16 protein-coding genes are annotated in these 14,040 nt (G+C 71.4%); 4 read left to right on the top strand and 12 right to left on the bottom strand.

Annotated elements, in window-relative coordinates; translation table 11 throughout:
- Positions 1-9: 9 nt before the first annotated feature.
- From G6N45_RS28000 to ssd, 7 genes are read right to left on the bottom strand one after another with little or no spacing between them, the layout of a single operon-like run.
- Entirely contained in the window at positions 10-432 is a 423-nt protein-coding gene (locus G6N45_RS28000) for an Rv3654c family TadE-like protein (protein ID WP_407664333.1), read from the bottom strand.
- Positions 353-619, bottom strand: a complete 267-nt coding sequence (locus G6N45_RS27995) for a TadE family type IV pilus minor pilin (RefSeq protein ID WP_246229045.1) — start codon at positions 617-619, stop codon at positions 353-355. Before G6N45_RS27995 ends, G6N45_RS28000 begins: the two co-directional genes overlap by 80 nt.
- A gap of 59 nt (positions 620-678) precedes the next feature.
- Positions 679-882: a DUF4244 domain-containing protein gene (locus G6N45_RS07435; RefSeq protein WP_163721260.1), complete on the bottom strand. Its 204-nt coding sequence runs from the start codon at positions 880-882 to the stop codon at positions 679-681.
- Between the two features lie 21 nt (positions 883-903).
- Positions 904-1,476 carry a type II secretion system F family protein gene (locus G6N45_RS07430; protein WP_163721258.1) on the bottom strand — a complete coding sequence of 191 codons (573 nt, stop codon included), beginning with the start codon at positions 1,474-1,476 and terminating at the stop codon, positions 904-906.
- A complete protein-coding gene (locus tag G6N45_RS07425; protein ID WP_163728008.1) occupies positions 1,473-2,234 on the bottom strand; it encodes a type II secretion system F family protein in 762 nt (253 codons plus the stop codon). Before G6N45_RS07425 ends, G6N45_RS07430 begins: the two co-directional genes overlap by 4 nt.
- Positions 2,235-2,242: 8 nt before the next feature.
- Positions 2,243-3,421, bottom strand: a complete 1,179-nt coding sequence (locus G6N45_RS07420) for a TadA family conjugal transfer-associated ATPase (RefSeq protein WP_163721256.1) — start codon at positions 3,419-3,421, stop codon at positions 2,243-2,245.
- On the bottom strand, positions 3,418-4,512 hold the full coding sequence (ssd, locus tag G6N45_RS07415) for a septum site-determining protein Ssd (protein ID WP_163721254.1): 1,095 nt from the start codon (positions 4,510-4,512) through the stop codon (positions 3,418-3,420). The genes G6N45_RS07420 and ssd overlap by 4 nt, the downstream gene beginning before the upstream one ends.
- Positions 4,513-4,928: 416 nt before the next feature.
- Here ssd and G6N45_RS07410 point away from each other — a divergent pair, with 416 nt between their 5' ends.
- The gene (locus tag G6N45_RS07410) at positions 4,929-5,786 is read left to right on the top strand and encodes an HAD-IB family hydrolase (protein ID WP_197746871.1); all 858 of its coding nucleotides are present in this window, start codon (positions 4,929-4,931) and stop codon (positions 5,784-5,786) included.
- A 430-nt stretch (positions 5,787-6,216) separates the two neighbouring features.
- Here the strand turns inward: G6N45_RS07410 and G6N45_RS07405 are convergent, their stop codons facing one another.
- A complete protein-coding gene (locus G6N45_RS07405; protein WP_163721250.1) occupies positions 6,217-6,978 on the bottom strand; it encodes an oxidoreductase in 762 nt (253 codons plus the stop codon).
- A 137-nt stretch (positions 6,979-7,115) separates the two neighbouring features.
- On the opposite strand from G6N45_RS07405, the gene acs reads away from it, so the two are divergent.
- Complete coding sequence (gene acs / locus G6N45_RS07400) at positions 7,116-9,080, top strand: acetate--CoA ligase (protein WP_163721248.1); 1,965 nt, start codon at positions 7,116-7,118, stop codon at positions 9,078-9,080.
- Between the two features lie 37 nt (positions 9,081-9,117).
- Here the strand turns inward: acs and G6N45_RS07395 are convergent, their stop codons facing one another.
- Entirely contained in the window at positions 9,118-9,795 is a 678-nt protein-coding gene (locus tag G6N45_RS07395; protein WP_163721246.1) for a S1 family peptidase, read from the bottom strand.
- 170 nt (positions 9,796-9,965) lie between these two features.
- Here G6N45_RS07395 and G6N45_RS07390 point away from each other — a divergent pair, with 170 nt between their 5' ends.
- Positions 9,966-10,472, top strand: coding sequence for a phage holin family protein (locus G6N45_RS07390; RefSeq protein ID WP_163721244.1), 507 nt, complete (start codon positions 9,966-9,968; stop codon positions 10,470-10,472).
- Complete coding sequence (locus tag G6N45_RS07385) at positions 10,472-11,431, top strand: alpha/beta fold hydrolase (protein ID WP_163721242.1); 960 nt, start codon at positions 10,472-10,474, stop codon at positions 11,429-11,431. Before G6N45_RS07390 ends, G6N45_RS07385 begins: the two co-directional genes overlap by 1 nt.
- On the opposite strand, the gene marP is transcribed toward G6N45_RS07385, so the two are convergent.
- From marP to G6N45_RS07370, 3 genes are read right to left on the bottom strand one after another with little or no spacing between them, the layout of a single operon-like run.
- Positions 11,428-12,618 carry an acid resistance serine protease MarP gene (gene marP / locus G6N45_RS07380; RefSeq protein ID WP_163721240.1) on the bottom strand — a complete coding sequence of 397 codons (1,191 nt, stop codon included), beginning with the start codon at positions 12,616-12,618 and terminating at the stop codon, positions 11,428-11,430. The two genes, G6N45_RS07385 and marP, sit on opposite strands and share 4 nt — an antisense overlap.
- A complete protein-coding gene (locus G6N45_RS07375) occupies positions 12,615-13,397 on the bottom strand; it encodes an NUDIX hydrolase (RefSeq protein WP_163721239.1) in 783 nt (260 codons plus the stop codon). The genes marP and G6N45_RS07375 overlap by 4 nt, the downstream gene beginning before the upstream one ends.
- Positions 13,394-14,038, bottom strand: a complete 645-nt coding sequence (locus G6N45_RS07370; RefSeq protein WP_163721237.1) for a TlpA disulfide reductase family protein — start codon at positions 14,036-14,038, stop codon at positions 13,394-13,396. The genes G6N45_RS07375 and G6N45_RS07370 overlap by 4 nt, the downstream gene beginning before the upstream one ends.
- Positions 14,039-14,040: the final 2 nt, after the last annotated feature.

Below are 14,040 nucleotides of genomic sequence, written 5' to 3'. Positions count from 1 at the left end.
GGGCAGCGATCACCCCGGCTCCGCCGGTCCGGCCCGCGCCGACGCCGTCGCCGGGCCCGCCACCCTCGCCCCGAAGCCGGGCGCGGCCCGGGCGACCACGATCACATCGAGTCCGTCCACGTCGCACGATGCCACGGTAGCGGCCATCGCCCGGGCCACCGACTCCGCGGCCGCGCAGGCTGCCTGCGGCCCCGCGGGGACCTGGGCGGCGGCGGCCAGTGCGGCCAGGTCGGCAGCGGCCGACGCCCGGTGCCGGGCCACCACCGCCGACCCGACCACAGCGCCGCCCGTGGTCACCGCACCGAGGGCGAGAAGCATCATCGCTGCGACCACCGTGGCCGCGCCGTGGTCGTCAGCCGGCCGGTTCGACGGCGGACACGCCGCGGGCCGCGATCTCGATGCCCGGCAGCATCGCCGACCTCGACGTGACAGTCGCGACGACGTAGCCGCCTTCTCGGCGCAGGTGCACCCCGGCTCCCGCCGGGGCGACCCGGCGTGCGGTGTCGGCGGCAGCGCCGTCGTCGCCGCGCGCCGCCAGCCGCGCCGCCTCTCTGGCCGCGTCGACGCACCGCACCTGCATGGTGACCGCGGTGAGCCCCGCCAGACAGAGCACCAGCATCGCCACCAGCGACAGGATCGCCAACGCCGCCTCGACGGTGGCGAAGCCGGCCGAGCCATCTAGACGTTGGTGTTGAGCGCCCGGCTGATGATGTTCGTCAGCGCGCCGACGATCGAGTCGCCGGTGACGACGGTGTAGAGAACGGCGCCGAACGCCGCGGCGGCGATGGTCCCGATGGCGTACTCGACGGTCGACATGCCGTCGTCGGCCACCGCGAGCACGAGCAGGCGGGCCCGCAGATCCGCCATCCGTTGTCTGGCCATGTGTTTCCTCCTCGATTGTTGTCACAACACCCCTGACCGCAGGACGTCTCCGGCCAGCCCGGCCACGACGGGCACGATCCCCAGGCACAGGAAGGCCGGCAGGTAGCACAGCCCCAATGGGCCGGCGATGAGCACGGACGCCCGCTCGGCCCTGGCGCCTGCCGCATCCGCGGCATCGGCGCGCAACGCCACGGCCAGGTCTTCGACGCCCTGCGCCAGAGCGGCGCCCGAGGCAGCCGACCGCCGCGCCATCCGCACGAACGCACGGACATGCGGATCGCTGTCGTCCTGGTGGTCGACCCAGGCTTGGCCGGCGTCGGCGCCCAGCGCCAGCAGGTCGGCGGCCCGCTGCAACACCGCCGCGAGCGGCGCGGGCGCGGACGCGGCGACGCCGGCGGCCGCGGTCGACACCGCCATGCCTGCCCGCAGACAGGCTGCGAGCAGGTCGAGCGTGGCGGCCACCGCCAACGGATCGTCGGACGCGACCGGCGGACCGGCGTCGCCGGGTGATCGCAGGCCGGCCAGGATCCGCGCAGCCGCGGGCTGTGGCAGGGCCAGCACCGCGGCGGCGAGCAGCGCCGCAGCCCACGTCATGTCAGCACCCGCGCCGTGATGCGGTCCGACCACAGCAGGCCTGCGCCGACCAGCAGCGTCCCCAGGCATAGCAGCCAGCCGCCGGGCCCGCTGGAGAACAGGAACCCCAGTGGGTCGGCCCCGATCGCACATCCGAGCAGCACACCGAGCAGGGGCAGCCCCGCCAGCACGCTTCCGGTGGCCCGCGCGCCGGCCATCCCGGCGTCGACGCGCGACCGGAACCGCTCCCGCTCGCCGAGGTCCCGCTGCGCGGCCTGCATCAGTGTCGCGATCGCCAGGCCATGGCTCTGTGCGAGCTGCCAGCACACCGCCAGCCGTTCCCAGTGGCCCGGCGCCCGGGAGTGCCGAGCCTCCGCCCGCAACCCGGCCGCCACGTCGGCTCCGAGCAGCGCGCGCGCCGCCACCGCGCCGAAGGACCCGGCGACGCGGCCGCCGGATTCCCGGGCGGCGACCCGCATGGCGGCGACCGGATGCGCCCCGACGCGCAGCTCTGCGACCAGCACGTCGAGGGCACCCTGCAGGGCGATGGCTTCCTCCACGGCGTCGCGGCGGCGTCGGCGGGCGCGCCGCCGCAGCATCAGCACGCCGAGCATCACCGCAGTGGAGACGACCGCGCTCAGCGGCAGCACGAACGACACCGTCAGGCAGCCGAGGATTCCCCACGCCGCGACGGGAAGCCGGCGTCGCGCCGGGACCAGGACCGGGGCGCGCCCGCGGGAGGTGGACGGCGCCACGAGCACCGCCAGCGCCAGCATCATCGCCGCCGTCACGGTCGGCTCCGGGTGCCGATGAGCCGGCGCAGGTCGTCGGCGCAGCGGTCGAAGCCCGCATCCATGTGCCAGCACGGCAGCACCTGCACGCGACCATCGTCGCCGCGCCGGAACATCCCGATCTCACTCAGCCGTCGCCGGCCGGCGCGGTCGCGGGACACATGCAGCACGACCTGGATCGCCGCGCCGAGTTGGCTGTGGAGGGCGGCCCGGTCCAGGCCGCCGAGCGCGGCGAGCGCCTCGAAGCGTGCAGGCACCTCGGCGGGGTTGTTGGCGTGCACGGTGCCTGCGCCACCGTCGTGACCGGTGTTCAGGGCGGTGAGCAGGTCGACGACCTCGGCCCCGCGCACCTCACCGACGACGATCCGGTCGGGCCGCATCCGCAGTGCCTGCCGGACCAGGTCGCGGACGGTGACCTCGCCGACGCCTTCGACGTTCGGACAGCGCGCGACCAGCTTGACCACATGCGGATGGCGGGGTGCCAGTTCGGCGGCATCCTCGACGCACACGATCCGTTCATCTGCCGGTACGGCGCCGAGCAGCGCGCTGAGTAGGGTCGTCTTCCCGGCGCCCGTACCGCCGGAGACCAGGAACGCCAGCCGGGCGGCGATGACGCCGCGCAACAGCGCGGCCGCGTCGGTGTCGATCGCTCCCGCCTCGACCAGTGCGTCGAGATCCTGGGTGGCTGGGCGCAGGACCCGCAGCGACAGGCACGTGCCGGCCGCGGCGATCGGGGGCAGCACCGCGTGCAGCCGCACACTCAGCGGCGCGCCGGGCGCCGCCGGGCCCAGACCGCTCAGATGTCCGTCGACCCAGGGCTGCGCGTCGTCGAGGCGACGCCCCGCAGCGAGCGCCAACCGCTGCGCGAGGCGCCGGACCGCCGCTTCGTCAGCGAACGAGATCGGGGTGCGTCGCAAACCGGATCCGTCGTCGACCCAGACCGCGTCGGGCGCGGTGACGAGCACGTCGGTGGTGCCCGGCGCGCACAGCAGCGGTTCGAGGATGCCTGCGCCGACGAGTTCGGTCTGCAGTTCGCGGAGGCTGGTCAGTACTTCGGTGTCGCCGAGGACCCCGCCGGACTCCGCGCGGATCGCCGCGGCGACGACGCTGGGCCGCAGCGGCGCGCCATCGGCAGCCAGCCGCTCCCGCACCCGGTCCAGCAGCGGCGCGTTCACGCGGCGGCATCCGCGTCGTGGCCGGCCGGCTTGGTCTGCAGCACAGCGAGCACCGTGCGCGCCGCCACCGCGAGCGGTGACCGTCGGGGCATCCGCAGCCCGCCGCGCTCGAGCTGCTGCTCGATGCCCGGCTGCGGCCGCATGGAAGCGAGCAGCGGCAAGCCGACGATCCGGGCGACATCGACCGGGCGCAGCCCGCCGGGAGCCGGCCCGCGGACGAGGACGCCGGTGTTGGGGTTACTGCTCGCGACCCACTGGCCGGTCGCCGCCGCCGCGGCGCAGGACCGGACGTCCGCCGGTGTGACCAACACCACCAGATCCGCCGCGGCCAACGCCGTGTCGGTGGCGGGCGCGGGCCGCCGGGCGACGTCGCAGACCACGGTGACACCGCCCCGGCTGCCGGCGTCGATCACCGCGTCGAGCGGCAGCGGGTCGATGTCGTCGCACGGTCGCTCCCCGGACAGCACCCGACTCCCGGAGAGCACGCTGACGCCGTGCCGCCGCGGCAGCGCGTCGCGCAGCGCCGGGTAGGTCAGCCGTCCGCCTGCCACGGTGAGATCCGGCCATCGCAACCCCTGTTCGGTCTCGCTGCCGAGCACCAGATCCAGGCCGCCGCCCCAGGGATCGCCGTCGACGAGCAGAGCCTCGGCTGCCGTCCGCGCGAGCGCCACCGCGAACACCGATGCGCCACCGCCGCCGCGGCCGGACATCACGGCCACCACCGCGCCGCGCGCGCCACCGTCGCGGGCGGCCTCGGCGGCCTCGGCGAGCACGGCCATCAGCTCCGCCTCCTGGGCGGGAACCGTCAGCACCCGTTGGGCGCCGACGGTGACGGCAGCCTCCCACGCCGCCGGCTCCGGCGCAGAACCGGTGACCAGCAGCACGCGGGCCCGGCGCGGCAGCCCCTGCCCGGCGCACCGGCGGGCAGCCGCCGCGTCGAGCAGCACCGCCGCGGCGCCCGTCCACGCACGCCGGTTCGACGTGTCGGCAGCTCGGACCACCTGCAGTCCCGCAGCAGCCACCACGCGGTCCACCGTCATGGTGAGCGTGGCGTCCTCGACGAGGATCAGGATGGCGGCGGGGGTCGACATGCTTCTCAGCGTGGGCGCAGAGCCTCGGGTGGGGAAGGGCCGTCGGACGATCTGTGGAGCGATCGGGACTTATCCACAAGACGCGGGTCGACTTCGCCGAAAACAGCGTTCCGCAACCATCTACTGAGAAGCAGATCTATCCGCTTTACGAATGACCCCAGAAAAGGGACGACCCCCGCCAGGGGGGGAGGAGGCGGAGGTCGTCGTGTATCAGCCCCGGGGGGTCGGGCTGATGCACACCCGGCATAAGCCGAGTGATGCCCACTATACACACGCCCGAGCGGGCCGGCGCAAGACCGCAACGCAGAGAAGTCGGTCGAATCCAGAAAAGATTGCAGTTCTAGCCACGTGTCGTGAACTGCCAATTTGTACGATCTGCCCCGATTTGTCACTCGGGCGCGCTCTATGCTGACGCTGTGACCTCATCCGACCCGGTGACGAGCTTCCGAGCAGCTGATGGTCCGTCCTCCGCCGAGCGCCCGGTCCGCACCGCAGCGTTCTTCGATCTCGACAAAACCGTCATCGCGAAGTCGAGCACTTTCGCTTTCAGCAAACCCTTCTTCAGTCAAGGGCTAATGAATCGCCGGACGGTTCTGAAGTCTGCTTACGCGCAATTCCTCTTTCTCATGTCCGGCGCCGACCACGATCAGATGGACCGGATGCGGTCCTACATCACGACGATGTGCGCCGGCTGGGACGTCGAACAGGTCAAGTCGGCGGTCAGCGAGACGCTGCACGACATCGTCGACCCGCTCGTGTTTGCCGAAGCAGCGGAGCTGATCTCCGATCACAAGCTGTGCGGCCGCGACGTGGTGATCGTGTCGGCCTCCGGCGAGGAGATCGTCGGGCCGATCGCCCGCGCGCTGGGCGCCACCCACGCGATGGCCACCCGGATGGTCGTCGAGGACGGCAAGTACACCGGCGACATCGCGTTCTACTGCTACGGCGACGCCAAGGCGGAGGCGATCCGGGCGTTGGCCGCCCGCGAGGGTTATGCGCTGGAGCACTGCTACGCCTACTCCGACTCGATCACCGACGTGCCGATGCTCGAGACCGTCGGCCATCCCACGGTGGTCAATCCCGACCGGACGCTGCGCAAGGAGGCGGCCGCTCGCGGATGGCAGATGCGATCGTTCTCCAAGCCGGTGTCGCTGCGCGACCGTCTGCCCGCGGCGCCGTCCGGCGCTGCCGTCGCGACCAGCTTCGCCGTGGGGCTCAGCGCCTTGGCCGCCGGCGCGCTGACCTACACGCTGCTGCGCCGGTTCGCGTTCTGAGCCCGGGCCGCCGGGCCGTTGCTGACGGGTGTCGGGTCACAAAACGGGATTGGCCCTTGATGTGACCGTGGTCACGGAGTACAAAGGAACCACGGAAGCCGGGTGAGGCCAAGGCCGAGCCGGAAGAGAAGGTTCGACCTCCCGACCTCGGCTCCCCAGCACGAGTCCCGGAACCCACGCGGCGCACATGCCGCGGAACAGGCAAAAGTGTTGCGGGCCTGCGTAAGTGTGAAGATCGGACGACCTCGACGACCCTTTGGGTGGGGTCGCAGTCGAAGCGGATCGCACGGACGCCGAGGCCACCCACGCAACCCCATACGCACGCATGGTAACCGGAGGCTCGTGCTCGCGGGCGGCGCGCCGAAGTACTTTTCGAATTACTTCGGACGCCGCCCGTTTTCTTTGCTGCAGGGGTCTGTCGATCCGCCGATCAGGAGGTCTGCGCCGCGGCGATCGCGAGCGCCTCGCGGGCTCCGGCATGCAGCGCCTCGCTGCTGAGCACCAGCCACGCCGCCAGCCCCTCCGGAGTGCCCGACGCGAATCCCCGTGCCGCCGCGGCGTAGTCGCCCGAGCGTCGCATCCAGTGCATCTCGGGGACGCCGAGCCCGTGCGGATCGAGTCCGCTGGCGATGGTGATCAACCGCGACACTCCGCGCGCCACGACGCCGTCGGCGCTGCCGAACGGCGCGAGTGTCAGGAGTTCGCCGTGTGCGACCGCCGCCAGCACCGTGGCGGGCACGCGCGTACCGCCGGTCACGAGGTCGGCCAGCAGTTCCAGCCGGCGCCCGATGTCAGCGTCGCCGCGAGGCCTGCCCAGCGCGTCGTCGGTGACGAGGTCGGCGGCGGCCAGGGAGTGCAGCCGGGCGATGGCCTGCAGTGGTGCGCGTCGCCACACACCGATCAACGCGCCCTGGCCGCCCTCCAGCGCCTCGGCCACCCGGAGGGCGCCCGCGAGTACGGGGTCGTTGTCGCTGCCCTCCGAAGCGAGCGCGCCTTCCGGCGCGAACTGCAACGGTCCGCCGTCGAGCACCGACGATGCCCGCGCGGCCCGCAGGGCGGCTTCGGCGGCCGTCGCCGGCCAGCCGCGCAGGTTCGTGCGGTGCCGATGGGCCCGGCCGAGCGCCTCGCGGGCCTCTTCACCCGCCTCGGCGACGCCGGGCAGAGTGGTCAGCGGGGCGAGCGGATCGGTCACGCCCGCACACGGTAGTGGACGGGGAAGGTACCGATGGGCGCGCCGGCCGCGACGTTCGGCGCGCGTCAACTGCCGCCCGCAGCGGCGCGTGTGAGTTGCCAACGTCGATGCAACGTTGGGTGACTACCCTCACAGTCATGACCGAGACGCATGTTGACGTTCAGGCTTCCTACCCGCCGGCCCCTGAGTTCAGCGCCCAGGCCAACGCCACCGAGGCGCTCTACGAGGAGGCCGCGAAAGACCGGCTGGGCTTCTGGGCCAGGCAGGCCGAACGGCTGGCCTGGGACACCCCGTTCACCGAGGTGCTCGACTGGTCGGATGCCCCGTTCGCGAAGTGGTTCGTCGGCGGCAAACTCAATGTCGCCTACAACTGCGTGGACCGCCACGTCGAGGCAGGTAACGGCGACCGCGTGGCCATCCACTGGGAGGGTGAGCCGGTCGGCGACGCGCGCGACATCACCTATGCCCAGCTCAAGGACGAGGTGTGCCAAGCCGCCAACACGCTGACCGAGCTCGGGCTGACCGCCGGTGACCGGGTGGCCATCTACATGCCGATGGTCCCCGAGGCGATCATCGCGATGCTGGCCTGCGCCCGGCTGGGCGCCATGCACTCGGTGGTGTTCGCCGGGTTCTCCGCCTCGGCGCTCAAGGCCCGCATCGAGGACGCCGAAGCCAAGCTGGTGATCACGACCGACGGCCAGTTCCGCCGCGGCAAGGCCGCCCCGCTGAAGGCCGGTGTGGACGAGGCGATCGAGGCCCTCGGCGACAGCAGCCCCGTCGAGCACGTGCTGGTGGTGCAGCGCACCGGCATCGACGTGCCCTGGGCCGAGGACCGCGACCTGTGGTGGCACGAGACGGTGCCCAACGCGTCCACCGAGCACACCCCCGAGGCGTTCGATTCCGAGCAGCCGCTGTTCCTGCTGTACACCTCGGGCACCACCGGCAAGCCCAAGGGCATCATGCACACCTCGGGCGGCTACCTCACCCAGGCGTCCTACACGCACCACTACGTGTTCGACATCAAGCCCGAGTCCGACGTCTACTGGTGCACCGCCGACATCGGCTGGGTGACCGGGCACACCTACATCGTGTACGGGCCGCTGTCCAACGGCCTCACCCAGGTCGTCTACGAGGGCACCCCCGCCTCCCCCGACGAACACCGGCACTTCCAGGTCATCGAGAAGTACGGCGTCACCGTCTACTACACGGCGCCGACGGTGGTGCGCACCTTCATGAAGTGGGGCCGTGAGCTCGCCTTCGAACACGACCTGTCCAGCCTGCGGCTGCTCGGCTCGGTCGGTGAGCCCATCAACCCCGAGGCGTGGCGCTGGTATCGCCTGGTGTTCGGCGGGGACAAGACGCCGGTGGTGGACACCTGGTGGCAGACCGAGACCGGCGCGATCATGATCTCGCCGCTGCCGGGGGTGACGCACTGCAAGCCGGGTTCGGCGATGCGCGCGCTGCCGGGCATCTCGGCCAAGATCGTCGACGACGACGGCAACGAGCTGGCGCCGGGCACCGATCACGGCGAGCAGGCCAGTGGTTACCTGGTTCTCGACGAGCCGTGGCCGGCGATGCTGCGCGGTATCTGGGGTGATCCGGAACGCTTCAAGGAGACGTACTGGTCCCGGTTCGCCGAGCAGGGCTGGTACTTCGCCGGGGACGGCGCCCGGTACGGCAAGGACGGCGAGATCTGGGTGCTCGGCCGCATCGACGACGTGATGAACGTGTCCGGACACCGGATCTCGACCGCCGAGGTGGAGTCCGCGCTCGTCGGGCATTCCGGGGTGGCCGAGGCCGCTGTCGTCGGCGCCACCGACGACCACACAGGGCAGGCGATCTGTGCGTTCGTCATCCTGAAGGCCCACCATGCCGACACGCCCCGCGAGCAGATGGTCGACGAGCTGCGCGCCGAGGTGTCCCGCGAGATCTCCCCGATCGCCAAGCCTCGCGAGATCCATGTCGTGCCCGAGCTGCCGAAGACGCGCAGCGGCAAGATCATGCGTCGTCTGCTGCGTGACGTCGCCGAGGGCCGCGAGCTCGGGGACACCTCGACCCTGTTGGATCCGAGCGTGTTCGAGGCGATCCGCGCGAGCAAGTAGCCGCTCAGGCCACCGACGAGCGCTTGCGCGAGGAGAATCAGGCCACCGGGACGAAGCCCGTCCCGGGCCGGTTCTTGGCCGTGATGTCGGCGAGCTGGGTGTTGATCGACATCGTCACGGCCGGGGTGTGCAGCGGGATGAACTTGATCACGCACGTCGGCAGCTCCTCGGAGAAGGCTCCGTGGATCATGCCGACGAGCTTGTTGTCGACGGTCACGGGCGCTCCGGAGTCCCCCGGCTGGCCGCACACCTGATTGACGATCGTGCCGGGCTGTTCGCCGGGACCCCACGTCACCCCGCACGAGTAGCCCGTGGTGCGGCCGAGTTTGCAGGCCACCTCGCCGAACACCGGGTCGGGCCCCAGCCCGTCGATACGGAACCCGTTGACCTCGCTGACCGGCCGGACCTTCTGCCGGTCGAACTGGATCACCGCGTAGTCCAGCACGTCGTTACCGGCCACCATCGTCCCGACGATGCCGGCGGGCTGGTCGGCTTCGGCCGCCACGACGGCGCCCGGGCCGCCGCAGTGCGCCGAGGTGAACCCGATCAGATTGCCGCGGTTGTCGTTACCGATCGCGGTGAGCGTGCACAGCGTGTCGCCGTTGACCACCAGGCCGGAACCGCCGCCGAGCGGTACCGGCGTGGCGGCGTGGGCCACCCCGCCGCCGAGCAGCATCATCGCCAGCAGCACCGAGACGATCGCGCGAGAACTCATGATGCGGACACCAGGCTGGTCGCTGGTTCTCACCTGCTCACCCCAATCGACGTGGCCCGACCCGCCATGGAAGGAATCAAGGCAGTCTAACGTCACCGCGGAATCGTTTCGTTCTCCGCCACGTGGCAACATAAGCCGCGACCAGAACACATGCGGGAAGGGAAGCTCTTGTGAGCGATCGCAGAAACGGCGCGCCGGCCACGGTGACATCGATACCGCTGGTGGACCCGCATGCGCCCAAGCCCGATCCGTCCATCGGCGATCTGGTCAAGGACGCGACCGCTCAGGTGTCGACTCTGGTCCGCGCCGAGGTCGAACTGGCCAAGGCCGAGATCACCCGTGACGTCAAGAAGGGCCTCACCGGAAGCGTCTTCTTCATCCTGGCGCTGGTGGTGCTGTTCTACTCGACGTTCTTCTTCTTCTTCTTCCTCGCCGAGTTGCTCGACAACTGGTTGTGGCGCTGGGCGGCGTTCCTCATCGTCTTCGGGATCATGGTGGTGGTGACCGCGGCGCTGGCCCTGCTGGGTTATTTGAAGGTGCGCAGGATCCGCGGACCGCAGAAGACGATCGAGTCGGTCAAGGAGATCCCCGAGGCGTTCACGTCGGGGGCGGAGAAGAAGGCTGTCGCGACGACGGACGGTAAGCAGGCGGCGCCCGCCGATCCCTCCGGCTGGTAATGGGCAAACCCGATCCGTCGGTGGTGCGCATCGACGGAGCGTGGCGTCATCTCGATGTGCACGCCAACGGGATTCGCTTCCACGTCGTCGAAGCCGACCTGGAGGCGCGCGCTGACGACCAGTCACGGCCGCTGACGGACCGGCCGCTGGTCATCCTGCTGCACGGGTTCGGCTCGTTCTGGTGGTCGTGGCGCCATCAGCTGCGCGGGCTGTCCGGGGCGCGCGTCGTCGCGGTGGATCTGCGCGGCTACGGCGGCAGCGACAAACCTCCGCGGGGCTACGACGGCTGGACGCTCGCCGGTGACACGGCAGGGCTGGTGCGGGCGCTGGGCCACAGCTCCGCGACGCTGGTCGGTCACGCCGACGGCGGGCTGGTCTGCTGGGCGACCGCGGTGCTGCACCCGAGGGTGGTCACCGCGATCGCCGCGGTCAGTTCCCCACATCCGGCCGCGTTGCGGGCGTCGGCGCTGAGGCGACGCGATCAGGGTCGCGCGCTGCTGCCGTGGATGCTGCGCTATCAGATGCCCACGTGGCCCGAGCGCGCGCTCACCCGCCACGACGCAGCCGAGCTGGAGCGGATCGTCCGCAGCCGGTCAAGCGCGAAATGGCAGGCGACAGAGGACTTTTCGGAGACGATGGCGCACATGCGGCGTGCCATCCAGATCCCGTCCGCGGCGCACTCGGCTCTGGAGTACCAGCGCTGGGCGGTGCGCAGCCAGCTGCGCGGCGAGGGGCGGCGCTTCATGCGCTCGATGAAGCGGCCGATCTCGGTGCCGGTACTGCACCTGCGCGGTGATGCCGACCCCTATGTGCTGGCCGACCCGGTGTACCGGACCCAGCGCTATGCGCCGCACGGCCGCTTCGTATCCGTTGCAGGCGCAGGGCATTTCGGCCACGAGGAGGCGCCGGCGGCGGTCAACGAGCAGCTCGCCCGGTTCCTGGGACAGGTCTACCGTTAACCGCTGATGCAGGTCCCCGTCGGCACCCGCTCGATGTTGCCGACCTTGGCCATCTGCCGTGACACTTCCTCGGCGGTGAGCACGAACCCGGTGTCGACGTCGTCGACCGCCGCGCCGAACACCACCCCGAGCACCTTGCCGGAGCGGTTGACCATCGGCCCGCCTGAATTGCCCTGCTTCACCGTGCCCCGGATCGTGTACACCTCGCGCGTCACCGTGGTGCTGCGGTAGATGTCGGGGCCGTTGAGCTCGATCACCTCCCGCACACGTGCGGGCGTCGCGGTGAAATCACCCCCGCCGGGATAGCCCATGACGATGCCGTCGGTGCCGGTGGGCGCCTGGGCGTCGGCGAACTGCAGGGGCGCCGACGGCAGGTTGGGCACGTCGAGGATCGAGATGTCGGCGTTGGGGTCGTAGGACACCACCCCGGCGTCGTAGGTCTGCCCATCGACCTCGACGGTGACGCTCTCCGAGCCGGCGACCACGTGCGCGTTGGACATCACCCGGTTGGGGGCGACGACGAAACCGCTGCCCTCCAGCACCTTCTGGCAGCTCTGCGCGACCCCGCGCACCTTGACCACGCTCGAACGCGTGGCGCCCACCACCGCCGACGTCGCCAACGACGCGTCCGGGGCGTCGACCGCCGCGACCGGGGTCGGCCCGAAGTCCTTGAGCACGTCGTGCAGCCCGGAGGTGTCCCACAGCCCGGACAACCGGCCCGGCACGCTCCGCAGCCAGTTCGGCGCCACCGAGTCGACCTCGGCGATCACCTTGGAACCCTGCACCGCGGCAGCGAGATTGGGCTGCGGCGACGAGACAAGCGCGGTACCCAGCAGCCAGGCCGCCGTCAGGACGAGCACCAACTGCACTGCGACGCCGACCACCGAGTCGACGACGCGCAGCGTCGGGTTGCGGATCGCCCCGCGCACGGCGCGGCCGAGCACGACTCCGGCTATCTCGCCGATCACCACGAGCGCGAGGATCAGGAAAAGCGTGACGAACAGCTTGGTTCGCGGCCCGTCGATGTGGTTGACCACGTGCGGAGCCAACAGCACGCCGGCGACCGCGCCCAGCACCACACCGACCAGTGCCAGCACAGAACCGGGCGCCCCGGATCGCCAGCCCGAGATGGCGGCGATGAGCGCTACGGCGAGTACGGCTATGTCCAGCCACTGTGACGATGTCATCGTTGGACCTCACCGTAGCTGTCCTCGGCGTCCAGTCGCGCCATTGCATCGCCGAGTTCGTACACGGCGTCGGTGTCCCACGGCACCGCCCAGCCCGCGACGTCGAGCATCGCCGCGATCACCTGACCGGTGAAGCCCCACACCACCATCTGGTTGAGAAGGAACGCGGGCCCGGCGGTGCGCCGGGTGTTCTCCTTGCGGTACACCATGATCCGGTTGGCCGGGTTGACGAAGGCGCGCACCGGGACCCGTGCGACGAGCGCGGTCTCGGATTCGTCGACGACCGCGACCGGGCCGGGATCGGTGGAGTGGGCGAGCACCGGCACGACGTGGAACCCCGACGGCGGGATGAACATCTTCTCCAGCGTGGCCAGCGGGCGCAGCCGGCCTGCTGCGAGCCCCGTCTCCTCCGTCGCCTCCCGCAGCGCGGTGTGCACCGGGCTCTGGTCACAGGGGTCGGCCGCGCCGCCGGGAAACGCGGCCTGGCCTGCGTGGTGGCGCAGCGTGGACGCGCGAACGGTGACGAGCAGGTCGGCGTCGGCGGGCAGGACGCCGGGGGTTCCGTCCTCTGGTCCGGAGAACAGCACCAGCACGGCCGCGTCGCGGCGGGATCCGGTGACGGCCGCGGTCGCGTTGGCGGCGGTGAGCGCGGCGAGCACCTCGGCGGGCACCCGGCGGCGGTAGGCGTTCTTGACCGCGTCGGGCCGGCTGACCAGCGGTGTGAGCCAGGGCGGCGCGGCGTCGGGCGTCAACTCACCGTCCCTGCTGTCCCAGCTCACCTCACTCCAATCTTCGGGTCGACCGCGGCGGCGATCTCGTCGGCGGTCGCAAAGGACCGGGGCAGGATCTCGGCCACGCTACCGTCCGCGCGCAGCACCACTGTCGCCGGCATCACGTTGGGGACCTGCAGCGCAGCGGCGATGCGGCGGCGTCCGTCCTGCAGCGTCGGCAAATGCACCCCGAGTTCGGCGAGCCGGAGCAACGCCGCGGTCTCGTTCTCGTCCTGGTGCACGGTGAGCACGGTGACCTCGGGACCGGCGCGGCGCTGATATTCGGCCATGGCAGGCAGCTCGTCGGCGCACGGACCACACCAGTACGCCCACAGGTTCAGCACCGTCGGCCGTCCCGCGACGGCGTCGGCCACGTCGACGGGCGTCCCGTCGCCGGCGCACTCGACGACGATGCCGCGCAGCACCTCAGGACCGGGCCCGGTGCCCGGCGACGGGCACGGCGCGAGGTCGGCCCGGGCCCGCGGGGGGCCGAGCGCGGCGTCTGTGTCGGCGTCGCGCTTGTCGCGCGCGGACACCGTCCCCGGCGTGGCGGGGCCGGCGTCGTCGGCGCCCAGTTCGGCGAACAGGGCCATCCCGACCGCGATGAGGACGATCAGCGCCACGATGCTCCAGCGTGCCGATGCGCTCATCG

It is taken from the genome of Mycolicibacterium psychrotolerans (assembly GCF_010729305.1).
GTDB classification, from domain to species: domain Bacteria; phylum Actinomycetota; class Actinomycetes; order Mycobacteriales; family Mycobacteriaceae; genus Mycobacterium; species Mycobacterium psychrotolerans.
This window is presented reverse-complemented; position numbering and strand designations above follow the sequence as displayed.